Raw genomic sequence first — 26,582 nt, forward strand, 5'->3', positions numbered from 1 at the left:
GGGCCACCGCCGACGACGGCCAGCGTCGGTCCGCTACGCGACAGGGGTCGCCGGAGGGGAACCCGTCCCCTCCGGCGACCGCCGATCCGCAGCGACCGCCGTCAGCCCAGCCGGGACTCGATGGCCTCGATGATCCGGGGCCGCAGTTCCGCGGCGCGGATGACGGCGTCGACGGAGCCGACCTCCACCGCGCGGTGGATGTTGTGCACCCGGTCGAACTCCGTGGCCACCTCGCCGAGCTTCTCCGCGCGCACCGACAGGCGCAGTTCGTCGAGCTCAGCGGTCAGCGCGGCGCGGTCGGCGCCGGTGGCCGCCGCCACCCGGGCCTCCAGATCCCGTACGCGCGGGTCGGCCGCGGTCCGGGCGTTGACGTCACCGGAGAACACCACCGCGGCGGCGGGGGCGCCACCGAGCACCGAGGCGAACGAGCCCTCCAGCGCCAGCACCGTCATGTTCGGGTTCAGCGCCTTGGAGAACACCACGAACGCGCCGCCGTGGTACCGCGAGATCACGCAGAACACGATGGGCCCACGGAAGTTCACGATGGCGCGACCGATCTCGGCGCCGTACTCCAGTTGCAGCTTGCGCATCGACTCGGGCGAGCCGTCGAAGCCGGACAGGTTCGCCAGCACCACCAGCGGCCGGTTGCCGCTGGCCGCGTTGATCGCCCGCGCGGCCTTCTTCGACGACTGCGGGAAGAGGGTGCCCGCGGTGTAGGTGTCCGGGCCGTCGGTGGGCGGGAAGCCCCGCCGGGGCACCGCCCGGGACTCGATGCCGATCAGGCACACCGGCGTGCCGCCGAGGTGCACGTCCTGCACGGAGACGGTCTCCGCGTCGGCCATCCCCGCCCACCGTTCCAGGACCGGGTGGTCCTGGTCGGACAGCGCCCGCATCACCGTCCGGATGTCGAACGGCTTCTTGCGGTCCGGGTTGGCCGTGGCGGAGAAGATCTCGCCGACGGTGGTGAAGTCGCTGCCCGCCACGACGTGCGGGAAGTCGGAGACGTCCCGGTCGACGGGGTCGGTGGTCGGCACCCGTCGCGGGGACGCCTCGCCGGGTGCGACGTAGGTGTGGTTGTAGTAGGACATCAGCACGTCCCGGGCGGCGGTCAGGTTCGGCGCCCAGTACTGCGCCTGGCCGTTCGGGCCCATCACCCGGTCGTAGCCGCCGATGCCGAAGTTGTCCTCGGCGGAGACGCCACCGGAGAAGTCGAGCGACTGCTTGCCGGTGAGCACCATCGCCGAGTCCGGCGTCATCACCAGGATGCCCCGGGTGTGCATGAGCATCGTCGCCTCGGCGTTCCAGTACGGCTGCGCCCCGACGGTGATGCCCGCGACCACGATGTTGATCTCGCCGCCGGCCTGGGTGAACTCGACGATCCGCTTGAGCGCCGCGGCCACCCAGTCCATGTTCTCCGTACCCGACTCCATGGAGATCCGGGCGCCGGCGGACAGCGCCCACCACTCCAGCGGCACCCGCATCCGCTCGGCCAGGTCCAGGGCGGCGACCACCCGACGGCACTCCGGCTCGGAGAGCGCGCCGAGCGACTTCGTCGGGTCGCCGAGCAGGACGACCCGGGTGACGCCCTCCGGGTGACGTGGGGTCGGCGTGCTGAGCACGCCCGCCACGATCGCCGCCCGGTTGCGGCCCCTCGGCCGGTCGACCGGTACCAGCGTGTGGGTGTCGTCGAGGTCGTGCTCGACGAAGTCGCCGAGCGCGGTGGTCAGCTCATACGGGTAGACGGTGTTGCGGCTGCTCGCCCGCAGCACCTTCTGCCGGTAGTCGTCCAGCGGCTCGATCGGCTCGTCCGACGGCTCCCCGACGGTCAGGTCGGTGCCACCGGCCGCGTCGATCGAGATCCGTACGGCGATCTTGGTCAGCTCGCCGGTCTCCGGGTCGCGCTGGCGCGCGATGAACAGGATCTCCTCCAGCCCGGCGCCCGCCGTCGTCGGCAGCACCCGGGCGGCGATCGTCTCCAGCTCGGCCCGGGTGAGGTCGCTCGGCGGCCAGACGTAGAGCACGATCCGGTTGGTGGTGAACCGCTTCTTCGACGGTCGCCGCGCCTGCGCCCGGCGGATCGAGTCGAGGCAGGTGGCGAGGGTGTCCTCGGCGGTCGGGAGGGCGACCAGGCGGCCGTCGTGCTCGCGCAGCGCGGTCAGGTCACGGACCTGCGCGAAGGCGACGAGCCGGTCGTCCGACGGGTTCTCCCGCGCCACGCACTGGAACAGGTAGACCTCCTCGTCCGCCGACGGCAGCCGGGTGAGGTCGAACTTGCTCAGCCGCTCCAACTGCATCCGCTGCGCGATGTACGGGTGCAGGCCACGGATCAGCCGTTCCTCGGTCATCCCGGTGGTGGACGGGCGGAACGTGAAGTGGTGGTGCATCACCGCGCCGCTGCGACCCGCGACGGCGACGGTGAGCCGGCGGACCGGGTGCGGCAGCGGGTGCGCGCTGACGACCTCGTGCAGCGCGGTGGCCATCGCCTCGGAGTCCGCCGGCTGGTTCTCCCAGGCGAGGTAGATGTCCGCGTCGATGGCGGCCTCGCCGTCGGCCAGGTCCGCGAGGCCGCGCAGCGCGCTGCCCAGCGCGTCGAAGCCCACCGCGCAGGAGACCACGGACGAGTCAGCCCGCTCGGCGACCACGAAGGTGCAGCCGGCGACCTCGCGGGTCCGCACGGCGGTGAGCCCCTTGTTGCCGTAGTACCGCCGGGTCAGCACCTCCAGCATGACCACGTTGTCCAGGTCCGCGCGGCCCAGCCGCTGGCCGAGCAGCCGCACCAGCGGCTCGGTGCTGCGGACCATCTCGGCGATCCGCTCGGCGCGGTCCGGGGCGTCCGGGTGCGCGTCCAGGTGCCGCAGGTGCCGGCGGACGGCGGCGTAGACGCGGGCCCGGTTGCGGCGCAGCAGCGGCTGGCCGAACCAGGCGAACACCACGCCACGGGCGAGGTCCGAGACCACCGGGAACCGGACCTGCGTCGCGGCCACCAGCCGCTCCAGCGCCAGGCCGGCGGGCTCCCGCAGCGTCTCGTCCGGCGGGGCCTCCCGCAGCCACGCGCGCAGCAACGTCGCGACGACGGCGGCGTCGGCGGACGCGCGCTGCAGGGCGAGGAAGATCCGGAACACCGCGGCTTCCAGGTCGGGGCTGCGGTCCAGCTCGGTGACGCCGTAGTGCCCGAGCGCCTTGGCGAGCTTGGCCTGGAACGTCTCCGGCAGGCCGGCCCGCTCGACGTCGAGGCTCTGCAGGTAGGTGTGGAAGTACTCGCGGGCGCTGTGCACGTGGCTGCCGTCGCCGCCGTCCTCGCCGGTGGGCCGGTTCCGGCTCAGTTCGGCGAGGTCGGCGAACATGTCGATGAGGTCGATCTCCCCGGCCAGCGGCCGGTAGCCCTGCGCGGTGGCGACCTGCCGGGCGACGAGGTAGTCGTCGAGCACCCGCCGGTCGTCGTGCGGGTCGACGTCGAAGCCCAGCAGCAGGCTGCGCAGGTCCTCCTGACCCCGCCGGGTGCGGGACCGCGCGGGGGCGTCCCCCGGCGCGGCGGGCAGGTCCAACTCCACGGACCCGGTGGCGGAGGTGTCCTCGGTGGCGTCGTCGGCGAGCGGCTCCAGCCGCAGCAGCGGCGCGCCGGTCTCCACCTGGCTGCCCACCGACACGACGCATTCCTTGAGCCGCGCCTTGAACGGCGCCCGCAGCACCGTCTCCATCTTCATGCTCTCCAGCACCAGCACCGGCGCGCCCGCCTCGACCTCGGCGCCGACCTCCAGCGGCGTGGCGACGACCAGCGCGGGCATGGAGGAGCGGATCACGCCGCCCTCGTCCCGGCTGACCCGGTGCGTCACGCCGTCCACCTCGACCAGGTGCACCGGGCCGTGCGTACCGGTGAGCAGGCGGTACCGGGTGCCGTTGACGACGATCTGCCCGGTGTGCTTGTCGAAGCGGTCCAGCTCGACGTCGGCGGTACGGACGTCGCCGCCGACCTCGACGCCGACCCGGAACCGGTGCGCGCCGATCCGGGCGACGCGTACCCGGTAACCGATCCCCCGCAGCTTGAGGTCCAGCGGCCGGCCGCTGGAGTGCTGCACCTGCGGACGGCCGCCGAACGCCGTGGAGAGCAGCCGCTGCCGCTCGACGCGCTCCTCCTCCTCGTACGCCTCGATGGCGGCGGCGGCCAGCGCGACGGCGGAGTGCCGGTGCGAGACCAGTCGGCCCTCGCCCCGGACCCGGTCGATCCAGCCGGTGTCCGCGCTGGCGTCGATCACCTCGGGCTGGTCGAGCAGGTCGAGCACGAAGCTCTTGTTCGTCGCACCCCCGTCGATGATCACCGTGGTCTCCGCCATCGCCCGCCGGAGCCGCCCGAGCGCCTCGTGCCGGTCCCGGCCGTAGGCGATGATCTTCGCGATCATGGAGTCGAAGTCGCCGGGGATGGTGTCGCCCTCGCTGACACCGGTGTCCACCCGGATGCCCGGCCCGGCGGGCAGGTCCAGCCGGGCGATCCGGCCCGGGGAGGGCGCGAAGTCGCGGTCGGGGTCCTCGGCGTTGAGCCGGGCCTCCACGGCGTGTCCGCGCTCCACCGGCGGCCGGCCGTCGAGACGCCCGCCGGAGGCCACGTGCAGTTGCGCCTTGACCAGGTCGAACCCGGTGGTCAACTCGGTGATCGGATGCTCGACCTGCAGGCGGGTGTTCACCTCGAGGAAGGCGAACAGCCGGTCGCCGGGGTGGTAGAGGAACTCGACGGTCGCCGCTCCCCGGTACCCGACCGCGACGGCCAGGCGTTCGGCCGACGCCTTGAGCTCGGCGACCTGCTCCGGGCCGAGCACCGGCGACGCCGACTCCTCGATGATCTTCTGGTTGCGCCGCTGCACCGAGCAGTCCCGGACGCCGAGCGCCCAGGCGGTGCCCTGGCCGTCGGCGATCACCTGGACCTCGACGTGCCGGGCCCCGGTGACCAGCCGCTCCAGGAACACGACGCCGCTGCCGAAGGCCCGCGCGGCCTCCTGGATGGTGCGCTCGTAGGCGTCCGCCAGCTCGGCCGCGTTGGTGATCACGCGGATGCCGCGCCCGCCACCGCCCGCGGTCGCCTTGAGCATCAACGGGTAGCCGATCTCGGTCGCCGCCGCCAGCGCCGCGTCCAGGGTGTCGACCGCGCCCCGGCTCCAGGGCGCGACCGGCACGCCGACCTCCTCGGCGATCAGCTTCGCGCCGATCTTGTCGCCGAGCTTGCGCATGGCGTCCGGGCTCGGGCCGACGAAGGTGACCCCGACCCGCTCGCACAGCTCCGCGAACGCCGGGTCCTCCGCGACGAAGCCCCAGCCGACCCACGCGGCGTCGGCCCGGGTCTCCACCAGGGCGCGTTCCAGCGTCTTCAGGTCGAGGTACGGACGCGCGGCGGCCGGTCCGAGGTCGTACGACAGGTCCGCCTCGCGGACGAAGGTGGCCGCGCGGTCGACGTCGGTGTGCAGGGCGACGGTCTCGATCCGGGTGCCGGTCTCCGCGGCCAGCTCCCGGACGGCGTGGATGAGCCGCATCGCGGCCTCACCACGGTTGACGATGGCGACACGACTGAACACCCGACCGTACCCTCCCATAGACCGACGTTGTACGCGCCGCGACTCTGCGACCCCCGGCAGTAGACAGCCTCCCTTACTACCGACGGGTAGCGCCATGTCGCAGACAGCGCACAATCCACCGCCCCCGTTGTGGGAACCAACCAAGAGTCTTTGGCGAGTCGCGCCCGACCAGATCAGGTGTGCCCCGGATTGACCGGATGCCGGGGACCGCGCGACGCACGAGGATGGTACCGGCGGCGGGTCAGGTCAGATCGGATCACCCGCCCCGGCGCCGAGTTGCGCCGCCAGGTTGAAGACCTCGTCCAGGGGCCGCATGGCGCGGTCAGCGGCCGCGCCGTCGAGGTCGAGGAAGAACGGGGCCATCTCCGCCTGCCATCGGGCGTTCACCTCGTGGTCCTGCATGGCGGCCCGCGCCGCCGCGAAGTCGTCGGTGGTCAGGAATCCCACCAGCAGGCCGTCCTCCCGCAGGAACAACGAGTAGTCGTGCCACCCGCTCGCGGCCAGCGCGGCGAGCATCTCCGGCCAGACCCGCTGGTGCCGGGCACGGTACTCGTCGAGCCGGGCCGGGTCGACCTGCAGGGTGAAGCAGATGCGGGACATCGTCGCCACCAACTCCCTGAATCGTTTCACGCATCGTCGCTCCGGACGCTAGGGGCAGCCTGCGCAGACGTCAAGAAGGTCACCCGGCTCCGGGGCCGGACCCCGGCCGCCACCCCGACGCCCCCGGCACGCCCGAGAACCCGCACTGCGGACGCCGGACGGATGAAACGTTTTACGGGCTATACACTTCGACCATCCCGGCCCGGCCCCTCCCCCACCTCGGCCCCCGCCGTCGGGACGTCAGGACCCACCGGCGAGGAGCCATGGCAGCGACCAGCATCAAGGAGGTGGCCCGGCACGCGGGCGTCTCCCTCGGCACCGTCAGCAACGTGCTCAACCGGCCGAACACCGTGGCGCCGGCGACCCGCCAACGGGTGCTCGACGCCATCGCCGCGCTCGGCTACGTCCGCAACGACTCCGCCCGGCAACTGCGCGCCGGCCAGAGCCGCACCATCGCCATCGTCGTGCTCGACGTGGCCAACCCCTTCTTCACCGACGTGGTCCGCGGCGCCGAGCAGGTGGTCGAGGAGGCCGGCGCCATGCTCGTCGTCTGCAACAGCGGCGAGGACGGCGCGCGGGAACGTCGCCACCTGGACCTGCTGGAGGAGCAGCGGGTCCGGGGGGTGCTCATCACGCCGGTCGGTCACGGACGGCACCCCGGGCTCGAACGCCTCCACGAACGCGGCATCCCGGTGGTGCTCGTCGACCGGGGATCCGGCCGGGCCAGCCGCTGCTCGGTGGCCGTCGACGACGTGCTCGGCGGCCGGCTCGCCATGGAGCACCTCCTCGACCGGGGGCACCGGCGGGTCGCCTACCTCGGCGGCCCGCTCACCATCCCCCAGGTGGCCGACCGGCACGCCGGCGCGGCGGCGGCGCTGGCCGAGCGGCACCCCGACACGCCGCTGCGGGTCGCCACCACGAACACCCTGACGGTGGCCGCCGGGCGGCGGGCCGCCGAGGACCTGTTGGCCCTGCCCGCCCGACAGCAACCCACCGCGGTCTTCTGCGCCAACGACCTGATCGCCCTCGGCGTGCTCCAGCAGTTGACCGAACGCGGGGTACCGGTGCCCGACGACATGGCGATCGTCGGGTACGACGACATCGAGTTCGCCGGGGCGGCGGCGGTCCCGCTGTCGTCGGTGCGCCAACCCCGGGAGTTGCTGGGCCGCACGGCCGCCCAGCTACTGCTGGAGGAGAGCACCGCCGGCGCGGAGCACCGGCACCGGCACGTGGTCTTCCAGCCCGAACTCGTCGTCCGCCGCTCCAGCGACCGCCGCCGCCCCTGACGCGCCCCCGGTCCTAGACGAAACGCCAGAGGTGGTCGCTGGTGCCGTTGTCGTCCCAGAGCAGGATCTGGGCGCCGCTGGCGGTGGAGGCGCCGGTGACACCGAGGACCCGGCCGCCGTTGGCGCACTGGATGCGGAAGTACCCGTTGGCACCGTGGCGCAGCCGCCACCGGTGGTCGGTGGCCCCGGTGTCGGACCACTGCACCACCCGGGCGCCGTTGGCGTTGGCGCCGCCCTCGACGCCGAGCACCTTGCCGCTGTGGGAGTTGCGCAGGCGCAGGTAGCCGCCGGTGTCCACGACCGCCGTCCAGAGGTGGTCGGCGGTGCCGGTGTCGCCCCACTGGACGACCAGCCCGCCGTCGGCGGTGGACATGTCCCGCACACCGAGCACCAGCCCGCTGGCCAGGTTCTGGATCCGGCGGGCGCCGTGGGGCACGAACCGCCACTGGTTGTCCGGGCTGCCGTTGTCCGGGTCCTGCACGGCCAGGGCACCGACGGCGGTGGAGCCCCCGGCGATGGCCAGCAGCTTGCCGGTGTGGACGTTGCGGAGCTTGTGGGAGCCGTCCCCGACGTCGACGATCGTCCAGCGGTGGTCGGCGGTACCGTTGTCGGACCACTGCAGGACCCGCGCGTTGTCCGCGGTGGACATGTTCTCGACCCCCAGCACCTTGCCGCTGTGCCGGTTGCGCAGTCGTACGGCGGTGCCGTCGACCACGAGTTCCCACCGGTGGTCGGCGGTGCCGGTGTCGTTCCACTGCAACGCGAGCCCGCCGTCGGCGGTGGACATGTCCTGGACGCCGAGGACGAGCCCGCTGGCCGCGTTCACCAGGCGGAAGCCGGCGCCGTCGCCGCTACCGGGACCGCTGCGCCAGTACACCGTGTAGTTGTGCCCGTGGGCGTCGTAGAAGGGGCCGAGGTTGACGGTGGAGCCGTTGGCGACGGCGGTGAAGCCGAGCGTGGTGGCGCTGGTCCGGGTGACCGAGGCGGGGTCCAGGGTGGGCAGGCCGCTCAGCGTGGTGTTGCCGTAGTTGCCGGACAGGACCACCGGGCCGTAGGTGACCGCCACGACGGCTGGGTTGTCGTTGGCGGCCTGTGTGGCGACCCGCATCGGCAGCCGGACGGTGACGACGTCCCCGGAGGTCCAGGCCCGGGTGAGGCTGGCGTAGCTGCCCGGCGTGGTGGCGATGTTCTGGGTGGTGCCGTTGACGCTGACGCTGGCGCCACTCGTCCAGGCCGGGATCCGGATCCGCATCGTCCAGGTCCCGCCGACCGCGCCGGTGACGGTGAGGGTGGTCAGGTCGCTGACCGGGTAGCTGGTGGTCTGCGTGACGGTGATGCCGCGTTGGGACCAGGTGAGCACCGAGGGCAGGAACAGGTTCACCGTCAGGGTGCTGCCGTTGTGGAAGTAGATGGAGTCCATCAGCTTGGTGTTGGTCTCGATGCCGGTGCCCTGGCAGCACCAGAAGGAGTTGTAGTCGGTGCTCCAGGTGCCCCCGCCCCAGGCCGGGCCCACCCCCCGGCGACTGCCCGGGTTCAGCGGCGTGAAGTAGGTGACGTGACCGTGGTTGTCGGCCGGGTTCTGCTGGCCGACGAGGTGGTTGAGCAGCGCCCGCTCGTAGTAGTCGACGTAGGCGGTCCGGCCGGGCTCCAGCAGCCACAGCTCCCGGGTGAGCTTGAGCATGTTGTAGGTGTTGCAGGCCTCGCAGGCGTCGTTCGACAGGTACCCGGCGATCGCGTGGGGGGCCCGGAAGTGCTCGCCCTGGCTGTTGCCGCCGATGACGTACGTGTGGGCGTCGACGGTCATGGCCCAGGCGTTGCTGGCGATGTCCCGGTACCGGGTGGTGCCGGTGGCCTTGAACTCCCGGGCCGCGCCGATCCACTTGGGCACCTGGGTGTTGGCGTGCAGTCCGGCGAGCCGGTCCTGGTTGGCGGCGAGCGGGTCGAACACGGCGGCGTGGTCGAACCGTTGGGCGGTCCGGAGCCAGCGGGCGTCACCGGTCTGCTGGTAGATGTCGGTCAGCACCGCGTTCATGCCGCCGAACTCGGTGGCCAGCATGGCCTGCATCTGGGCGGTGGTCAGCCGGCCGGTGCGCCAGTCGACCCAGCCGGCGAGCGCGAGCAGGACGTCGCGGGCCTGGGTGTTGCCGATGTGCCGCCACACGTCGAGCAGCCCGGCGAGGGTCTTGTCGATGCAGTAGTACGGCACGTTGCCGTTGGTCAGGGTGCGCTGCTCGACGGCGGTGAAGTCGGACTCCGGGAACCCGGAGAGGTAGCCCGCGCTGAAGCCGGCGGCGGCGTTGTTGGCCTGGCATCTGGCCAGTTCGGCCACCATCTGGTTGGCCTTGTCCCGGCAGGTGGTGTCGCCGAGCACCGCCCACGCCTGGGCCCAGGCGGTCAGGAAGTGGCCCTGCATGTGGGTGCGGAACGGGAACGTCGGGGCGTCCCAGCCGCCGTTGGCCGCCGCGCCGTTGGTGGAGAGCCGGTGGTTGGCGCGGAAGTTGTACAGCAGCCGGTCGACGTTGACGAACCGCAGGTAGGTGACGGTACGGGTCTGGTTGTCCAGCCACCGGCTGGCGGTCAGCCGGACCTGGCCGAGATCGAACGGGTAGGCGCCGACGCCGAGGTCGGGTCGGGCGGGTGGCAGCGCGGCGCTCGCTGGCGCCGCGCCGACGATCGGACCGGCGGCTGCGGCGACGGCGGTGACACCGGCGGCCTGCAGCAGACGCCGTCGGCTGAGGGATCCAGGCGACACGGTACCTCCTTGACGGACGGGCAGGGTTCCGGAGCATGACGAGCGCGCACATGGGCACGACGATGCAGGGTCACCACCTGGGCATCCGTGAATGTTAGCGCTCACATTTCGAGAGTGTTAGAAACCTATGACGAAACATAGGCCGGAGTCAATAGCGACGCCTCGTGGCGGCCGGCCGCGCAGCCTCGGGGGGGCGCGGGTCGGCCCTGGTCCCGACGGGGACGGCGGACGGGGCCGGCGACCCGGTCGACCTCAGCGCAGGATGCCCTCGTGCAGGGCCCGCAGCACCGCGTTGGTACGGTCCCGGGCCCCGAGCTTCAGCAGGATCGTCGACACGTGGTTCTTGACCGTGCCCTCGGCGAGGAACAGGAGCCCGGCGATCTCCCGGTTGGTGTACCCCCCGGCGACCAGGCGCAGCACCTCCAGCTCACGCTCGGTCAGCTCCTGCGGCGGCGGGCTGTCGACACCGACCGGCCACGGCGCGGAGCGGATGGCGCGCACCAGCCGGTCGGTGACCGACGCGGCGATCAGCGTCCCGCCCGCCGCCAGGGTCTCGACCGCCCGGGTCAACTGCTCCAGCGTGACGTCCTTGAGCAGGTAACCCCGGGCCCCGGCGCGCAGCGCGTCCAGGACGAGGGCGTCGTCGTCGAAGGTGGTGAGGACGAGCACCGGCACCTCCACCGCGCGGTCGCGGAGCTGCTGCAACGTCCAGATGCCGTCCCGGTGCGGCATGCGCAGGTCGAGCAGGACCACGTCGGGACGGACCTCGACGATCACGTCCAGCGCCGCCGCGCCGTCGTCGGCCTCCCCCACGACCGTGATGCCCGCCATGTCGAGCAGGCTGCGGATGCCCTGCCGGACCAGCGTCTGGTCGTCGACCACCACCACCCGGGTCATCGGACCGGCACCCGGGCACGTACCCGGAAACCCGACCGGCCGTCGTACGCGACCTCCCCGCCGAGGGCCGCCAGCCGTTCCGCGATCCCCCGCAGCCCGTTGCCCGGCACCACCTCGGCGGCGCCCTGCCCGTCGTCGGCGGCGGTCAGCCGGATCGTGTCGCCGTCGCGCGTGACGGCGATCCACAGCTCGCGGGCCCCGGCGTGCCGCAGCGTGTTGGTGACGATCTCCTGCACCGTCCGCACCAGCGCGGCGGTCTGCTCCTCGTCCGCCTCGACCTCCTCGCTCACCTCCACCGAGACGTCCAGCCCCGGGACGTCACGGCCGATCGCGCGCAACGCCTCGGCGAGGTCGGTGGCCGGACCGACGCGCAGCGCGCCGACCGTGGTGCGCACGTCCGCGAGCACGTCGCGGGCGACCCGGTTGGCCCGCTCGACGTGTCCGAGCGCCGTGTCGCCCGGGCGGTGCCGGGCGGCCTCCAGCTCCAGGGTGAGGACGGTGAGCTGGTGGCCGATGAGGTCGTGCAGCTCACGGGAGATGCGCAGGCGTTCCGCCGTGCGCGCCGCCCCGGCCAGCAGCACGGTCGCCGCCTGCAGGTCGACGTGGGTCCGGGCGAGCTGGCGACGCAGGTGCTTCTCCCGCCGGATGGCGGCCAGGCTGAACACCGTCGAGAGCTGGATCAGCGCGTAGAAGGCCGTGACCATGACGAGCTCGAACCCGCCGCCGTTGACCCGACCGAGGGCCAGCGCGATGACGGCGGTGTTCAGCGCGATCACCACGAAGTTGGTCGGTAGCCGGACGACCTCCGGCCCGATCGAGGCGACCACGACCAGGAGCACCGGCAGCAGGCCGGCCTGCGGGGCGGTCACCACGACGCCCCAACCGGCGACCACGGCGGCACCGTAGGCCACCCGCCGGAGGGTCGCGGAGATCGTGTCCACGGCGGCGACGAGCACCGTCACCAGCGTCGTCAGGAACAGCCCGACCCACACCAGGGTCGGCACGTCCGGGTCGACGAGGCCCAGCATGACCGGTGACGCCGTACCCAGGCAGACGACGAGCATGGCGAGGCCCGACCACTCGTCGAGTCCGATTCGTCGCACCGGTCCAATCTAGCGAGCGGGGCACCGGGGCCAGGGGTGCCGAAAGTCATGCCTCGCGGTCCTGACCTGTGGCACAGGCGCCGGGACGGGGGCGTCCCGCAGCATCGACGGCATGAGTCAGCCCGCTATCCATGCCGAGAACCTGCACAAACGGTACGGCGAGGTCGTCGCGGTCGACGATGTCAGTCTCCGGGTGGAGCCCGGTGAGGTGCTGGGCATCCTCGGCGCCAACGGCGCCGGGAAGACGACGACGGTCGAGTTGATCGCCGGCCTGCGCACCCCGGACCGGGGGCGGGTCCGGGTGCTCGGGCTCGACCCGCGTCGGGACCGCGCGGCCCTGCGCCAGGTACTCGGCGTGCAGTTGCAGCACGCCCACCTGCACGCCGCCCTGACCGTCGCCGAACTCGTCGACCTGTACCGCAGCTTCTATCCCCGCCCCCGGCCCGCCGCCGAACTGCTCGACCTGGTGGACCTGGGCAAGCAGGCCCGCACGCGCTTCGAGAAGCTGTCCGGCGGTCAACAGCAGCGGCTCTCCATCGCCCTGGCCCTGGTCGGCCGCCCGCGCGTGGTGATCCTCGACGAACTCACCACCGGGCTCGACCCGCGCGCCCGACGGCGGATCTGGGCCGGCGTCGAGGCGCTCCGCGACGAGACGGTGCTGCTGGTCAGCCACGCGATGGACGAGGTGGAACACCTCTGCGACCGGGTCGCCCTCATCGACGCCGGGCGGATCGTCGCCCTGGACACCCCGGCCGGGCTGGTCGCCCACGCCGGCGCCACGACCCTGGAGGAGGCCTTCGTCGCCCTCACCGGCAAGGAACTCACGAGGGAGGACGTGGCATGACCGAGGTGACCGCACGGCGGCCCGGACCCGCCGCCTGGCTGACCCTGGCGCGATGCGAGGCGAAGATGGTCGTCCGGGACACGGCCGGCCTGGTCGTACCGATCGGCCTGCCGCTCCTGATCATGATCATGAACGCCTCGGCGGCCGGCGACCAGCAGGTCGGCAACGGGCGCTCGGCGCTGGACGTCTTCGTGCTGCCGCTGGTCTTCACGATCGTCCTCGCCTCGATCGGCATCATCAACATGCCGAGCTTCCTGGCGTACTACCGCCGGACCGGGGTGTTGCGCCGGCTGGCGGTCACCCCGGCCTCACCGGCGATGGTGCTCGTGGCGCAGCTGGCGGTGAGCCTGGTGCAGGCGGTCCTCGGCATCGGCGTGGCCTTCGCCGTCGCCGTCCTCGCCTTCGGGGCGAAGCCGCCGGTCGACGTGGGCGTCGCGCTCGGCGTGGGCGCGCTCGCGGTCGCCGCGATGTACGGACTGGGCATGGTCGTCGCCTCGGTGGCGCCCACCCCGAACTCCGCCGTCGCGATCGGACTGATCGGCTTCTTCGCGCTCGGGGCCGTCGGTGGGATGTTCGGCAGCACCAACGCCCTGCCGGACCCGGTGGCGCAGGTCGGCTCGTGGCTGCCGTTCGGCGCGACGGTCGAGGCGCTCTCCGCCGCCTGGGTCGGGGCGTCCGTCGACGCCTCGAACCTGGTCGGCCTGGTGGTCACGGCGGTCGTCGGCACGGTCGTGGCCACGGTCTTCTTCCGCTGGAACTGACCTCCGTCGGCGACCCCGGCCGCACCCGACGGGGGATGCGGGTGCGGCAGCGGCAGCCGCCGGGTCACCCCGTCGCGGTAGTCGGTCAACTCGGCCGGGTAGCCGCCGACCAGCACCTCGAACGGCCGCCTGGTCCCAGGCGAACCCGACCAGCCCGGTGGTGCCCGCGCACGGGTCCGTCCGGCCACCGAGGACCGGACGGGCCCGTCCCCCGGGGCGCCCCGGGGACGGTGACGGTCATCCGACATCCGGGCGAGAACCGCGCCCGACGGGCCGCCGGGTGATGATGAGGTGGTGGCCGAACCCCCCGCCGCGCTCCGGCCCTTCGCCGACCGGCTCGGCGCGCTGCGCATCGCCGCCGGCGCACCGTCGTACGGACGGCTGGCCCGCCTGCACGGGGAGCTGAAGACGTCGACCATCAGCGACGTCCTCAACGCGCGGAGCAAGCCGTCCCTGGACTTCGTGATCGCCTTCGTCGGCGCCTGCGGGCGGTACGCCGCGCGGCACGGACACCGGCTCGATCCGGCGCTGCTCGACGCCGACCGGTGGCGCGCCGACTGGCAGGCGTTGCGCCGGGCACTGGACGCCCGGGGCGCGCCCCGGCAGCCGGCGCGCAGCGGCGGCCCGCCGTCGCCACCCGCCCCGGCGGCCGGGGCGGGTGTGGTCGTGTCGAACCTGCCCCGCCGGCCCGCGCCCGCCTTCCTCGGCCGCGACGACGAGTTGCGGAGCCTGGCCGGTCAGCTCGACGAGCACCCCGGCATCGTGATCGGGCAGGCCGTCCACGGTCTCGGTGGCATCGGCAAGAGCGAGTTGGCGCTCCAGTACGCGCACCGGTACCGGCGGCAGCACCCGGTCGTCTGGTGGATCAGGGCGGACACCCCGGCCAACCTGACCGCCGACCTCGCCGCGCTCGGCCCGGCGGTGGGCCTGCCCGACCGCCGGGGCAGCAGCCTGACCGACGCGGCCGACCTGGCCGTACGGTGGCTCGCGGCGCACCGTGGGTGGCTGCTGGTGCTGGACAACGTGACCGATCCCGCCGAGGTCACGTCGCTGCTCGCCCGGCTCGGCACGGGACGGGTGATCGCCACCAGCCAGCGCGACGTCGACTGGGCCGAGTTGGGGCTCGCGCCGCTGCGCCTGCGGCCGCTGAGCCGGCGGGACAGCATCGGGTTGCTCCGCGCCCGCTCGGGCCGCGACGACGACCCGGCGCAGGCCGAGGCGTTGGCCGCCGACGTCGGTGACCTGCCCCTGGCGTTGCGCCAGGCGGCCGCCTACCTGCGGGAGCGGCCCCACGTCGGGATCGTCGAGTACCGTCGGCGGCTGGCCGCGCAACCCCGCCGGATCCTCGCCAGCGGGGCGGCCCCGGGCGCCGACCACCCGGTGGTGCGCACCTGGGGCGTCACCATCGACGCGATCCGGGAGAAGGACCCGCTGGCCGTGCGGCTGCTGGACACGCTGGCCTACCTCGCCCCCGACCGGGTCGACCTGGCCCTGCTGGCGGTGCCGGGTCGGCACCCGATGGACGTCGAGGACGCCGTCGTGCTGGCCGCCTCCTACAGCATGGTCAACCGGCAGGGCGACACGATCAGCGTGCACCGGCTCGTGCAGACCGTCATCCGGGCCACCCACCGGGACTGCGGTCCGCTGACGCTCGTCGTCGACCTGCTCCACCGGGCCGCTCCGGCCGGGGAACCCGAGACCGACCTCGCCTCCTGGCCGCTGTGGAACCGGCTGGCGGCCCACGTCGACGCCGTCGCGACGTGCTTCGCGCCGCCGGGCGACGACACCGCCGGGGCGGAGACCGGCCCGCGGCCACCCCGGACCGCCGCCCTCGACCTGCGGGCCGCCACGGTGTTCGAACGGTGTGCCGTGTACCGGCGCGGCCAGGGCCAGCACTCCCCCGCCGTACGGCTGTTCACCCTGGCCCACGCGCTGCGGGAGCGGCACCTCGGGCCCGAGCACCCCGACACGGTCACCGCCCGGTACGGGCTCGCGGGGGCGTCCTGGTCCGCCGGCCGGTACCAGGAGGCGATCGTCCTCGGCGAGCAGACCCTCGCCGCCCGCCGACGGACCCTCGGGCCGGAGCATCCGGACACCCTCAGCAACGCCAGCAACGTCGCGATCGGGTACCGGGAGGTGGGCCGGCTGAGCGAGGCGATCGCGCTCAGCGAGCGCACCCTGCGGGTGCGGCGACGGGTGTTCGGCCCGGCGCACCCCGACACGCTCCAGTCCCAGAACAACCTCGCCGGCTGCTACCGGGCCGCCGGCCGGCACGACGAGGCGCTCGCGCTGTACGAGTCCACACTCGCCGGACGCGAGGCCACCCTCGGCGTCGAGCATCCGGACACCCTGCAGAGCCGCAACAACCTGGCCGGCGGGTACGCCAGCGTCGGGCGGCACGCCGATGCCATCCGCCTGCACGAGGCGACCGCCGACGCCCGGGTACGGCTGCTCGGCGCCGAGCACCCCGACTCGCTCACCTCCCGGCACAACCTCGCCGGCTGTTACCGGGCGACGGGCCGGGTCGCCGAGGCGGTGGCGCTGTACGAGCGGGTCCTCGCCGCGCGGGAGCAGGTCCTCGGTCCCGACCACCCGGACACCCGGGCCAGCCGGGACCTGCTGACGCGCAGCCGGGCCGAGGCGGCGGCCGGCGCGGACCCGGCCGCCGGCTGACCCGAGGCCCGGTCGTCCGGGACCGGCCGGGACCGGCCGGATTCCTCGCTCCCGGACGGTGGCCCGTCGAGGCTGGGCGGGCGGCACCACACCGGGTGTGCCGCACCCGCCCCGGGCGGTGCCGCCGGAGGCGGACCCGCCCCGCCCCTGTGAGGAGAACCCATGTCACGACCACGCTCCGGCCGCCTGCCCCGGGTGCTGCTGGCGATCCTGCTCGCCGTCGTGGGCGCGGTGACCTCGGCCACCGTCGCGGCCACCCCCGCGCTCGCCGCCGGGTGCTACCAGTCGAGCTGCAACGGGCAACTGCCCCAGGACAAGGGCTGCGACGCGGGCGCCACCACCATCGCCTCGTTCCGCTACGGCGGGTCGAACACGTTCCTGCAGGGCGCGTTGATGGAGCTGCGCCGCTCCACGGCCTGCGACGCGGCGTGGATCCGCACCACCGACGGCGACTGCCTGCCGATGTGGCGCAACTGCGGCGCCGTCCTGGAGGTCTCCGGCGGCTCCCCGCAGTTCTCCGACCCGAGGCCCGGCCAGCGCTGGTCGGCGATGTGGTCGTACCGGAACTACGTGCGCGGCTGTTTCATCGCCTACACCGACGACGGCGGCTACCACCGGGACGGCTGCACCGCCTGGAAGTGACCCCACGACCGGTGGCGGGGCGGAACCGGGTTCCGCCCCGCCACCGCACCACCGGCACGTCACCACCGACCCGCTTACCCCGAAGAGGTGACCGATGCGGTCCTCGGCCCTGCTGGCGGCGCTGACCTGCGCCGCCGTCCTCCTGTCCCCGCCCACCCTGCCGGTGGCCGCCGCTGCGGCGGCACCGCCGCACGACACCGTCGCGCCGGCGGCCGAAACCGGCACGGCCGGTGCGGCCGGCGGACGCCCGCCCACGTACCCCGACCGGGTCACCGAGCCGGACGCGCGGCTCGGCGCGGCGTGGCGCGGCTCCACCGACCGCGCCGTCACCACGTCGAGCGACGCGAGCGGGCTGCACCTGCTCGTCGCCGACGAGGCGCAGGCGTACGCCTGGCGGACCACGGCGACGCTCGCCGAGCCCGGCTTCGACACCGACCAGTGGATCGGGCAGGCGTGCCTGACCGGCTCCGGCCGGCGGGCCGTGGTCGTCTACGGCCCACGGACGTTCACCAACCGGGAAACCCTGCTGCAGCGCGGCGGGTTCGCCGCGGTCGTCGACCTGACCACCGGCGCGGTGACGAAGCTGCGCGAACGGGTCTCCCTGGCGTACCACAATCCGGGGTGCGGTGCCGGCGAGCACGCGGTGCTGTCCCGCCTGGAGGCGCCCGCCGGGCCGACCGGACCGGCACGGACCTGGCTCGGCACGGTCGACGCGGCCCGGCCGGCCACCCCGGTCCGGGTCCGGCGCACGCCGGGGCAGGTCACCTCGGTGCTGCCGGTACGGGACCGGCTGATCGGCGCGCGGGGTGACCAGCTCGTGTCGATCGACCGGGCGGGCGGACCGCGTCCGCTGGCGACGCTGGCCGGTACCCCGTTCCGGCTGCTCGCCGACGGCCGCGACGCGGTGGCGTTCCAGGTGGTCCGGGGCGGGCGCACCGAGTTCAAGCGGTTCGCCGCCGGCCGGGTGGCCGGACACGGGTCGGCGCCCCGTGGCGAGGTCGCGCTGCGACCGGGGGCCGGGGGCCGGGTCTTCGTCGTCGGCAGCCGGGCCGGCAGCCGCACCGCCGGCCACCTGCCGTCGGGCTGGCGGGCCGTCGACGGGCGGCCCGACAGTGACGTCTCGACCACGGGCGCGCTCGTCGTCGCGCGGGCGAGCACCGGCCGGGAGGCGGCCGGCCGGCCGGCGGACCGACCGGTACCCGGGCGGGCCGAGCCGGTCGAGATCACCTCCCGCCGGGTCGCGACCGACGCCCGCCTGACCTTCTCGGTCGTGCCGCGCCCGGCCGCCGCCGGACGGGCGCCGTCCCCGGCGCTGACCGCGCGCACCACGCCCGGCTCCGGCGGGCCGGGCACCCGCTCCGCGCGGCCCCCGGCGGACCCGGACGTCCCCCACGACCCCGACCGGTCGTGTTCCGTGCCACGCAACGACCCCGCCTCGCAGGTGTACCAGCCGACGGTCGCCCAGGTGGAGTGGGCCGCCGACCTCGCCGTCCGGGGGATGCTGACCTTCCAGCGGCCGGCGAACTGGAACAACAACGGCATGGCCGGGTACTCGCCGCAGGGCCTGTTCCCCCTCACCGCGCTGTCCGGCGGCGGTACCGTGCCCGCCCAGATCTTCCTCGGCATCCTCGCCCAGGAGTCGAACCTGTGGCAGGCCAGCCCGCACGCGGTCGACGCCTCCGTCGGCAACCCGCTGATCAGTCTGGGCTACTACGGCCTCGACCTGGCCGAGCCCGACTACGACGACATCGACTGGGACCGCACCGACTGCGGGTACGGGGCCGCCCAGGTCACCTCGGGGATGAAGCGACAGGAGGCGGGCACCACGGTCGCCGGCATCGCCTGGACCTACCCGAAGCAGCAGGCGGTGGCGCTCGACTATGCCGCCAACCTCGCGGCGGGGCTGCGGATCCTGCAGGACAAGTGGAACACCACCCGCGACGCCGGGCTGGTCGTCAACGACGGCGACCCCCGGTACCTGGAGAACTGGTGGTTCGCGATCTGGGCGTACAACACCGGCTTCTATCCGCGTGTCGCCGGGCAGCCGGCGCAGCCGTGGGGCGTGGGCTGGGCCAACAACCCGGCGAACCCGGACTACCCCGCCGACCGGCGGATGTTCCTCACCGAGCCGCTGGACGTGTACGACTCCCGCGGACGCAAGATCGTCGACGACGACACCGGGTACGACAACGCCAAGCACCCGAACCACTGGTCGTACCCGGAACGGGTCATCGGCTTCGCCTACACCTCGCTGATCCGCTTCGACTACCGGTCGGCGTCGTACCGTCCGACGTACCGGCCGGCCCTGTCCCCGCTCGCGCCGGCGCTCGCCCAGCCCGGCCGGTTCACCTTCTGCGCGCCGGCCGTCAACGACTGCGGCGAGCACCTGCCCCCGCACGCACCCGGCGACTACCCCGGCACCCCGGCCGGCGCGTGCCAGCGCGACGACCTGCGGTGCTGGTGGCACGCGCCGGTCACCTGGACGTCCTGTCCGGGCAGGTGCGGGACGGAGAACCGGGCCTACACCTCGGTCGAGCCGAGGCCGTACACGCAGCCGGGCGACAACATCCATCCCACCCCCGCCCACGCCGACGGCTCGTGCGCGGTCAGCGGCCTGCCCGCCGGCGCGCGGATCATCGACGACATCGCCACCACCGTGCCGCTGGGCGCGGAGGGCTGCACACCGACCTTCACCCGGGGCGGCACCTTCGCGCTGAACTTCGCCACCCACACCCGGCCGGACGGCTCGGTGGTCACCCCCGGAAAGGTCGACTTCCACCAGATCGGCGCCGGCTTCGGCGGGCACTTCTGGTTCGCGCACACCCACCGCCAGCAGCAACACCCGACGCTGCGGGTCACCGGCACGTGGCGCATCGACCCGACCCACGCGTGGACCCGGGTCTGGGTGCACCTGCCCGACCACGGCGCACACACCCGGCAGGCCCGGTACGTCATCCGCCGGCCGGACGGCGGCACCGAGCACCGCACCATCCCCACCCAGTGGGAGGAGAACCGGTGGGTGAGCCTGGGCGTCTTCGACTTCACCGGCCCCGGCACCCCACGGGTGGAGCTGACCAACTTCACCCTCGACGGCCGGGGTGTCCAGGACATCGCCTGGGACGCCCTCGCCGTCCAGCCGCTGCCCCGCAAGCCCGCGCACTTCGTGGTGGCGCTCGGCGACTCGTACTCCTCCGGGGAGGGCGCCGGGGACTACACCCGGGTCAGCAACCAGTACGGCGACGACGAGCAGTGGCGCAACTCGTGCCGGCGCAGCCCGCACGCCTGGTCGCAGCGGGCCACCATCCCGGGGGCGCCGGCCAGCATCGGCACCCTGTCCGCGCAGCACCATCCCGACCTCGACGCGCAGTTCCTGGCGTGCAGCGGCGCGCGGACGGTGAACCTGCTCAGCCCGAGCCTGCTGCCCGACGGCCGCTGGCAGGGCTCGCCGGCCGAGGGCCAGTACGGCGAGGTCAGCCAGCTCGACCAGGGGTCGCTGACCGCGAACACGACCGCCGTGCTGCTCTCGATCGGCGGCAACGACGCCCGGTTCGCCCAGGTGGGCCTCTCCTGCGCCACCGGGTGGGAGTGCGGCGCGCCGGGCTACGTGATGGCCGGCGACGACGAGCCGCTGCGTGACCGGCAGCAGGACCTGATCACCGGTGCCGTCCGGGCGTCGGTCCAGAAGGTGGTCGAGCAGATCCGGCTGCGGGCCCCGGCGGCGCGCATCTTCGTCATGGGCTACCCGCGCCTGTTCGACACCCCGTGCCGGTACTTCGGTCAGTACGGCGTCTCGTTCGGCTTCACCGAGGGCGAGACGGAGTTCCTCAACGAGCTGTCCGACCTGATAACCGGCTCCGCGGTGCCGTCGGATCCCGCGCGCGGCGTGCACGGCATGGACGCCCGGGGCGAGTACACCGGGCACGGCATCTGTGGCGGGTCGGAGCAGTACCTGCACGGCGTCGTCGCGGGTGACCTCTTCGGGGACGACGACGGGCACCCGCGGCAGCCGGTGGGCATGGAGACCCTGCACCCCAACCGGGCGGGCAACGACGCCTACGCCCGGGTGGTGCAACGCCGGATGAGCGAGGTCGGCTACCGCTGGTGAGCCGCCCGGCGGGCGCCCGGGCCGCGACGCCGGGCGCCCGCCGGCCGGGGGTGGCCGCCCGGTGCCCGGCGGCGCGATCCGCGTCACACCGGGCCCCTGAAATCGGCTGTTCATCCCGTTACGTCCCGAATGTTCGGCCGGGCCGGGCGACCCGCCGCACCACCCCCCACACTCACAGCTTGCTTTCAGTGGGCACGGCTACTCTCTGCAGGACTATGGATGATCTTCCGCACGACAGTCCGTGGCCCCTCGTCGTCCCGACCGCCCGTACGGCGGCCACCGCACGACAGGGGCTGACCGATGTATGAAGTAGTCATGCTGGGGATCGGGTTGCTCCTCACCGTGGGCACCGGCATGTTCGTCGCCTCCGAGTTCGCGCTGGTCAACCTCGACCGCGGGGAACTCGAGGCGCGCCAGTCCCGAGGCGAGAAGCGGCTCGGTCCCACGATCGCCGCACTGAAGATCACCTCGACCCACCTGTCCAGCGCGCAGCTCGGCATCTCGCTGACCACCCTGCTGACCGGGTACACCTTCGAGCCGGCGGTCAGCGCGCTGCTGGCCGGTCCGCTGGGCGCGGCCGGCGTACCGGAGGGGGCCGTCCCCGCGGTCGGCTCGGTCCTCGCCATCCTCCTGGCGACGCTCTTCTCGATGGTGATCGGTGAGCTCGTACCGAAGAACTTCGCCCTCGCGGTGCCCCTGCAGACGGCGAAGTTCGTGGTGCCGTTCCAGGCCCTGTTCACCACCGTCCTGAAGCCGGTGATCCTGCTGTTCAACAACACCGCCAACGCGGTGATCCGGGCGTTCGGCATCGAGCCGAAGGAGGAGCTGTCCGGTGCCCGCAGCGCCGAGGAGCTCAGCTCGCTGCTGCGGCACTCGGCGCGCGCCGGTGTCCTCGACCCCGAGCACGCCACGCTGCTGGACCGTACCCTGCGGTTCTCGGGTCGGGACGCCTCCGACGTGATGACCCCCCGGGTGCGGATGACGGCGGTGGAGGCCACCACGACCGCCGCCGAGATCATCGAACGGGCCAGCGCCACCGGCCTGTCCCGGTTCCCGGTCATCGGCCGCAACGTCGACGACATTCTCGGCGTGCTGCACGTCAAGCACGCCTTCGCCATCCCGTTGCAGGAACGCGGCGAGGTCCGGGCGAGCGATCTCGTCGTGGAGCCGTCCCGGGTGCCGGAGACGATGCACCTGGACGCGCTGCTGCCCACGCTGCGCGGCGAGGGCCTGCAGTTCGCGGTCGTCTACGACGAGCACGGCGGCACCGCCGGGATCGTCACCCTGGAGGACCTGGTCGAGGAGATCATCGGCGACCTGGAGGACGAGCACGACCGGGCCCGCACCATCCTGGTGCGCCGTGGCCGGTCGGTCTCCTTCGACGCCTCGCTGCGCCCGGACGAACTGTTCGAGCGGGCCAAGATCACCGTCCCGGAGGACGACGACTACGACACGATCGCCGGGTTCGTCACCGCCCGCCTCAACCGGTTCCCCGAGATCGGCGACGAGGTGCCGATCAAGGACGGGGTGCTGCGCGTCGAACACCTCAACGGCGTCCAGGCCGACCGGCTGCGGTTCGTGCCCACCGAGGCGCCCGCCGCCGCCGGGGCCGACCGCGCCATCGGTGACCGCACGGAGGAGAGCGTCCGGTGAGTGAGTACCTGCCAGGCATCATCTGGCTCTTCGTCCTGCTGGTCGTCAACGCGTTCTTCGTCGGCGCGGAGTTCGCGGTCATCTCCGCGCGCCGCTCCCAGATCGAGCCGAAGGCCCAGGCGGGCAGCCGCGCCGCCCAGACCACCCTCTGGGCGATGGAGCACGCCACCCTGATGCTGGCGACCAGCCAGCTCGGTATCACGGTGTGTTCGCTGCTCATCCTGAACGTCTCGGAGCCGGCGATCCACCACCTGCTGGAGATCCCGCTGGCGAACACCCCGTTGTCGCCCGAGGCGGTCACGGTGCTGGCGTTCGTCGTCGCGCTGCTGCTGGTGACGTTCCTGCACGTGGTGTTCGGTGAGATGGTGCCGAAGAACATCTCGTTCTCGGTGCCGACCCGGGCGGCGCTGATTCTCGCTCCGCCGCTGGTGGTCGTCGCCCGGATCTTCAAGCCGATCATCTGGAGCCTGAACGGCGTCGCCAACGGGATCCTGCGGCTGTTCCGGGTGACCCCGAAGGACGAGGCCACCAGCACCTACACGCTGGACGAGGTGGCGACCATCGTGGCGCAGTCGACCCGCGAGGGGGTGCTCGTCGACGGCTCGGGCACGCTGACCGCGGCCGTCGAGTTCACCGCGAAGACCGTCGGCGACGTGGCGGTGCCCCTCGACGGCCTGGTCGTCCTGCCGGCGACCGTCACCCCCGCCGACATCCAGCGGGCCGTCGCCGAGCACGGCTTCTCCCGGTACCTGCTCACCGACAACGGTGAACCGAGCGGGTACCTGCACATCAAGGACGTGATGGACCTGTCCGGCGACGCCTACACCAGCGCCGTACCGGCCAAACGCGTCCGCCGGCTGGCCACCGTCCGCCGGGACAGCGAGTTGGAGGACGCGCTGGCGACGATGCGGGGCAAGGGCGCGCACCTGGCCCGGGTCCTCGACGACGCGGGCACCACCGGCGTCATCTTCCTGGAGGACATCGTCGAGGAACTCGTCGGCGAGGTCCAGGACGCCACGACCCGCTGACCGGCGGGTACCCGGCGCGGTCGACGGCCGCACCTGTCGTGGTCGTCGACCACGACAGGTGCGGCCGTCTGCCATCGGCTCCGGGGTCGTCCCGCCGGCCCCCGGCTCCGCCCGCCGGCCCCCGGCCTCCGCCCGGCCGGACGGGGCCCCGGGGCACCGGCACCGGCCGCGCCCCGGGCGGGTCAGCCCCGGGGCGGCCGGTCGTCGACGGGCCGGCCGTCGCGCAGGTGCTCGTCGGCGATGCGGGTCGCCGTCGACCGGTCGACCCGTTCGTACCAGACGTCGTCGGGGTGCACCACGACGAGCGGGCCGAGGTCGCACGGGAACAGGCAGCCGGTGGCGGTGACCAGCACGTCGTCGTCGCCGAGGCGGTGCTCGGCCAGCCGGTCGGCCAGCGCCGCCGTCACCTCGTTGGCCCCGTACGCGGTGCAGCGGGGCCCCCGGCAGACGAGCACGTGCCGCCGGTGGCGGGTGATCCGGGACCAGGCCGGGCTCCGGAACGGACCGGGGTTGCCGGCCAGCTCGGTGAGCGGACCGGCGACGGCGGCGACGACCGCGGTGACCAGTGCGGGCTGCCCGGCCAGGGGCGCGGTGACCACGATCCGGGGGGCCCGGTCGCGGTGCTGCCGCCAGTGCGCCACCGCGCGCCGGAGCCAGGTGTCCAGGTAGCGGTCGGGGGGCAGGTGGGCCGGCACCAGCACCACCTCGTCCGCGTCGGCCGCCGCGTCGAGCGCGACGTGCAGCGACGGCGCGGCGCCGTCGAGGAAGCAGCCCCGCACCGGCTCGCCGAGGGCCCCGGCGACCGCCTCGGCGAGCCGGTGGACCGCGTCGTGGCCGCCGTGGTGGGTCACCGACCGGGCCACGAGGAGCACCTGCCGGGTCATGCGGCCGGCGGCCGGTAGTGGATCACGGTGCGGCCGTCGTGCACCCCGACCTCCGCCTCGACGCCGAACACGTCGGCGAGCAGGGGCGGGGTGAGCACCTGCCCCGGGGCCCCCGAGGCGACGACGCGGCCGGCGTCCAGGACCACGACGGTGTCGCAGAACATGGCGGCCAGGTTCAGGTCGTGCAGCGCGGCCAGGGTGGTGATCCCGGCCCGGCGGACCAGGTGCAGCAGTTGCAACTGGTGGCCGATGTCGAGGTGGTTGGTGGGCTCGTCGAGCAGCAGCAGCTCCGGCTCCTGGGCCAGCGCGCGGGCGAGCTGGACGCGCTGCCGTTCCCCACCGGAGAGGGTCTGCCACTTGCGGTGCTCGAAGCCGGTCAGGTCGACGTGGGCGAGCACCTCGACCGCCCTGGCCCGCTCGGTGGCGCTGTCCGACCAACGGGACCGCCGGTGCGGGATCCGACCGAGCAGCACCACGTCGAGCACGGTCAGGTCCAGGTCGGTCTCGGCGTGCTGGGCGAGCAGCGCGATCCGGCGGGCGACGGCGAGCCGCCGCAGCCGCGCGACGGCGTCGCCGTCGATGGTCACCTGTCCGCTGGTGGGGCGGAGCAGCCCGGCGACCACCCGCAGCAGGGTGGTCTTGCCGGAGCCGTTGGGGCCGAGCAGCCCGACCAGGCTGCCGGCCGGCGCCGTGCAGGTGACCCGGTCGAGGATGCGGGCGGCCGGCACCGCCCACGACACTCCGGAGACGTCCAGCATCAGCCCCGTACCTCCCGGCGTCGCAGCAGGATCACGAAGGCGGGCACCCCGAGGAGCGCGGTGAGCACGCCGACCGGCAGCTCGCGCGGCTCGAACAGCGTCCGCGCGGCGGTGTCCACCCAGATCAGGAAGATCGCGCCGGCCAGCGCCACGACCGGCAGCAGCCGCCGGTGGTCCGGGCCGGTCAGCAGGCGGGCGGCGTGCGGCATGATCAGCCCGACGAACCCGATCGCCCCGCTCATCGCGACCAGCACGGCGGTCAGCAGCGCGGTGGCCACCAGCAGCAGCCACCGGACCCGGGTCACGTCCACCCCGAGGGTGGCCGCGGCCTCCTCGCCGAAGGCGAAGGCGTCGAGCGCGCGGGCGTGCCAGCCGATCAGCCCCAGGACGACCACCAGCACCGGCGCCGCCCAGGCCAGCTCCGCCCAGCCGGCCCGGGCCAGCGAGCCGGACAGCCAGAACGTGATGCTCTGCGTGGCGTGCGGGTCCCCCACCCAGATGATCACGAAGGAGGTCAGCGCGGCGCAGAGCTGCGCCACCGCCACCCCCATCAGCACCACCCGGGTCGGGGCGAGCGCCGCGCGGCGGCCCGCGACCGCGACCACCGCCGCGAAGGCGGTGAGCGCGCCGACGAAGGCGCCGCCGCCCACGGCGACCACGCCGCTGCCCACCCCGGCCACGATCACCAGGACCGCGCCGAGCGACGCCCCCGACGAGACACCCAGCAGGTACGGGTCGGCCAGCGGGTTGCGGGTGACGGTCTGCATGACCGCTCCCGCCGTGGCGAGCCCGGCGCCGACGGCCGCGGCGCCGAGCACCCGGGGCAGGCGCAGGTCCCACACGATGTGCTCGCGCAGCGGCGTCACGTCGGACCGGGCCAGCCCGAGGTGGTCGGCGACGACCCGCCACACCGTACCGATGGAGAGCTCCGCCGGGCCGATCGTGACGGCCGCGCCGACCGAGGCGAGCAGCCCCACCGTGAGGACGACCAGGACCACGGCCGGGCCGGCGGCCCGCACCACCGGGGTACGGGTG

16 protein-coding genes are annotated in these 26,582 nt (G+C 73.7%); 8 read left to right on the forward strand and 8 right to left on the reverse strand.

The window, feature by feature from the left end:
- Positions 1 to 101: 101 nt before the first annotated feature.
- Positions 102 to 5,561, reverse strand: coding sequence for an ATP-binding protein (locus ACQUFX_RS10145; protein WP_428965746.1), 5,460 nt, complete (start codon positions 5,559 to 5,561; stop codon positions 102 to 104).
- 246 nt (positions 5,562 to 5,807) lie between these two features.
- A complete protein-coding gene (locus ACQUFX_RS10150; protein WP_428965747.1) occupies positions 5,808 to 6,191 on the reverse strand; it encodes an L-rhamnose mutarotase in 384 nt (127 codons plus the stop codon).
- Between the two features lie 233 nt (positions 6,192 to 6,424).
- On the opposite strand from ACQUFX_RS10150, the gene ACQUFX_RS10155 reads away from it, so the two are divergent.
- Entirely contained in the window at positions 6,425 to 7,447 is a 1,023-nt protein-coding gene (locus ACQUFX_RS10155; RefSeq protein ID WP_428965748.1) for a LacI family DNA-binding transcriptional regulator, read from the forward strand.
- A gap of 13 nt (positions 7,448 to 7,460) precedes the next feature.
- On the opposite strand, the gene ACQUFX_RS10160 is transcribed toward ACQUFX_RS10155, so the two are convergent.
- The 3 genes from ACQUFX_RS10160 to ACQUFX_RS10170 all read right to left on the reverse strand — a co-directional run bounded on the left by ACQUFX_RS10160 (position 7,461) and on the right by ACQUFX_RS10170 (position 12,199).
- Positions 7,461 to 10,199, reverse strand: coding sequence for a beta-L-arabinofuranosidase domain-containing protein (locus ACQUFX_RS10160; RefSeq protein ID WP_428965749.1), 2,739 nt, complete (start codon positions 10,197 to 10,199; stop codon positions 7,461 to 7,463).
- A 252-nt stretch (positions 10,200 to 10,451) separates the two neighbouring features.
- A complete protein-coding gene (locus ACQUFX_RS10165) occupies positions 10,452 to 11,096 on the reverse strand; it encodes a response regulator (protein ID WP_428965750.1) in 645 nt (214 codons plus the stop codon).
- Positions 11,093 to 12,199: a sensor histidine kinase gene (locus ACQUFX_RS10170; RefSeq protein ID WP_428965751.1), complete on the reverse strand. Its 1,107-nt coding sequence runs from the start codon at positions 12,197 to 12,199 to the stop codon at positions 11,093 to 11,095. Before ACQUFX_RS10170 ends, ACQUFX_RS10165 begins: the two co-directional genes overlap by 4 nt.
- Before the next feature lie 112 nt (positions 12,200 to 12,311).
- Between ACQUFX_RS10170 and ACQUFX_RS10175 the strand changes: the two genes are divergently transcribed.
- The 7 genes from ACQUFX_RS10175 (at position 12,312) to ACQUFX_RS10205 (ending at position 23,905) form a co-directional block, all read left to right on the forward strand.
- On the forward strand, positions 12,312 to 13,043 hold the full coding sequence (locus ACQUFX_RS10175) for an ABC transporter ATP-binding protein (RefSeq protein WP_428965752.1): 732 nt from the start codon (positions 12,312 to 12,314) through the stop codon (positions 13,041 to 13,043).
- Positions 13,040 to 13,804, forward strand: a complete 765-nt coding sequence (locus ACQUFX_RS10180) for an ABC transporter permease (RefSeq protein WP_428965753.1) — start codon at positions 13,040 to 13,042, stop codon at positions 13,802 to 13,804. Before ACQUFX_RS10175 ends, ACQUFX_RS10180 begins: the two co-directional genes overlap by 4 nt.
- Before the next feature lie 294 nt (positions 13,805 to 14,098).
- A complete protein-coding gene (locus ACQUFX_RS10185) occupies positions 14,099 to 16,477 on the forward strand; it encodes a tetratricopeptide repeat protein (RefSeq protein WP_428965754.1) in 2,379 nt (792 codons plus the stop codon).
- A 162-nt stretch (positions 16,478 to 16,639) separates the two neighbouring features.
- Positions 16,640 to 17,119, forward strand: coding sequence for a hypothetical protein (locus ACQUFX_RS10190; RefSeq protein WP_428965755.1), 480 nt, complete (start codon positions 16,640 to 16,642; stop codon positions 17,117 to 17,119).
- 94 nt (positions 17,120 to 17,213) lie between these two features.
- Positions 17,214 to 21,224: an SGNH/GDSL hydrolase family protein gene (locus ACQUFX_RS10195; protein WP_428965756.1), complete on the forward strand. Its 4,011-nt coding sequence runs from the start codon at positions 17,214 to 17,216 to the stop codon at positions 21,222 to 21,224.
- 300 nt (positions 21,225 to 21,524) lie between these two features.
- The gene (locus tag ACQUFX_RS10200) at positions 21,525 to 22,877 is read left to right on the forward strand and encodes a hemolysin family protein (RefSeq protein ID WP_428965757.1); all 1,353 of its coding nucleotides are present in this window, start codon (positions 21,525 to 21,527) and stop codon (positions 22,875 to 22,877) included.
- On the forward strand, positions 22,874 to 23,905 hold the full coding sequence (locus ACQUFX_RS10205) for a hemolysin family protein (protein WP_428965758.1): 1,032 nt from the start codon (positions 22,874 to 22,876) through the stop codon (positions 23,903 to 23,905). Before ACQUFX_RS10200 ends, ACQUFX_RS10205 begins: the two co-directional genes overlap by 4 nt.
- A gap of 182 nt (positions 23,906 to 24,087) precedes the next feature.
- Here ACQUFX_RS10205 and ACQUFX_RS10210 read toward each other — a convergent pair whose 3' ends face one another.
- From ACQUFX_RS10210 to ACQUFX_RS10220, 3 genes are read right to left on the reverse strand one after another with little or no spacing between them, the layout of a single operon-like run.
- Positions 24,088 to 24,789, reverse strand: a complete 702-nt coding sequence (locus ACQUFX_RS10210) for a (2Fe-2S) ferredoxin domain-containing protein (protein WP_428965759.1) — start codon at positions 24,787 to 24,789, stop codon at positions 24,088 to 24,090.
- On the reverse strand, positions 24,786 to 25,547 hold the full coding sequence (locus ACQUFX_RS10215) for an ABC transporter ATP-binding protein (RefSeq protein WP_428965760.1): 762 nt from the start codon (positions 25,545 to 25,547) through the stop codon (positions 24,786 to 24,788). The genes ACQUFX_RS10210 and ACQUFX_RS10215 overlap by 4 nt, the downstream gene beginning before the upstream one ends.
- Positions 25,547 to 26,569: a FecCD family ABC transporter permease gene (locus tag ACQUFX_RS10220; RefSeq protein WP_428965761.1), complete on the reverse strand. Its 1,023-nt coding sequence runs from the start codon at positions 26,567 to 26,569 to the stop codon at positions 25,547 to 25,549. The genes ACQUFX_RS10215 and ACQUFX_RS10220 overlap by 1 nt, the downstream gene beginning before the upstream one ends.
- Between the last annotated feature and the right edge of the window lie 13 nt (positions 26,570 to 26,582).

The organism is Micromonospora fluostatini (assembly GCF_050410825.1).
GTDB classification, from domain to species: Bacteria; Actinomycetota; Actinomycetes; order Mycobacteriales; family Micromonosporaceae; genus Micromonospora; species Micromonospora rosaria.

Coding starts and splice junctions, on each gene's coding strand:
- ACQUFX_RS10155 (WP_428965748.1), top strand. CDS start 6,425: ATGGCAGCGACCAGCATCAAGGAGGTGGCCCGGCACGCGGGCGTCTCC.
- ACQUFX_RS10165 (WP_428965750.1), bottom strand. CDS start 11,096: ATGACCCGGGTGGTGGTGGTCGACGACCAGACGCTGGTCCGGCAGGGC.
- ACQUFX_RS10175 (WP_428965752.1), top strand. CDS start 12,312: ATGAGTCAGCCCGCTATCCATGCCGAGAACCTGCACAAACGGTACGGC.
- ACQUFX_RS10210 (WP_428965759.1), bottom strand. CDS start 24,789: ATGACCCGGCAGGTGCTCCTCGTGGCCCGGTCGGTGACCCACCACGGC.
- ACQUFX_RS10200 (WP_428965757.1), top strand. CDS start 21,525: ATGTATGAAGTAGTCATGCTGGGGATCGGGTTGCTCCTCACCGTGGGC.
- ACQUFX_RS10190 (WP_428965755.1), top strand. CDS start 16,640: ATGTCACGACCACGCTCCGGCCGCCTGCCCCGGGTGCTGCTGGCGATC.
- ACQUFX_RS10180 (WP_428965753.1), top strand. CDS start 13,040: ATGACCGAGGTGACCGCACGGCGGCCCGGACCCGCCGCCTGGCTGACC.
- ACQUFX_RS10195 (WP_428965756.1), top strand. CDS start 17,214: ATGCGGTCCTCGGCCCTGCTGGCGGCGCTGACCTGCGCCGCCGTCCTC.
- ACQUFX_RS10215 (WP_428965760.1), bottom strand. CDS start 25,547: ATGCTGGACGTCTCCGGAGTGTCGTGGGCGGTGCCGGCCGCCCGCATC.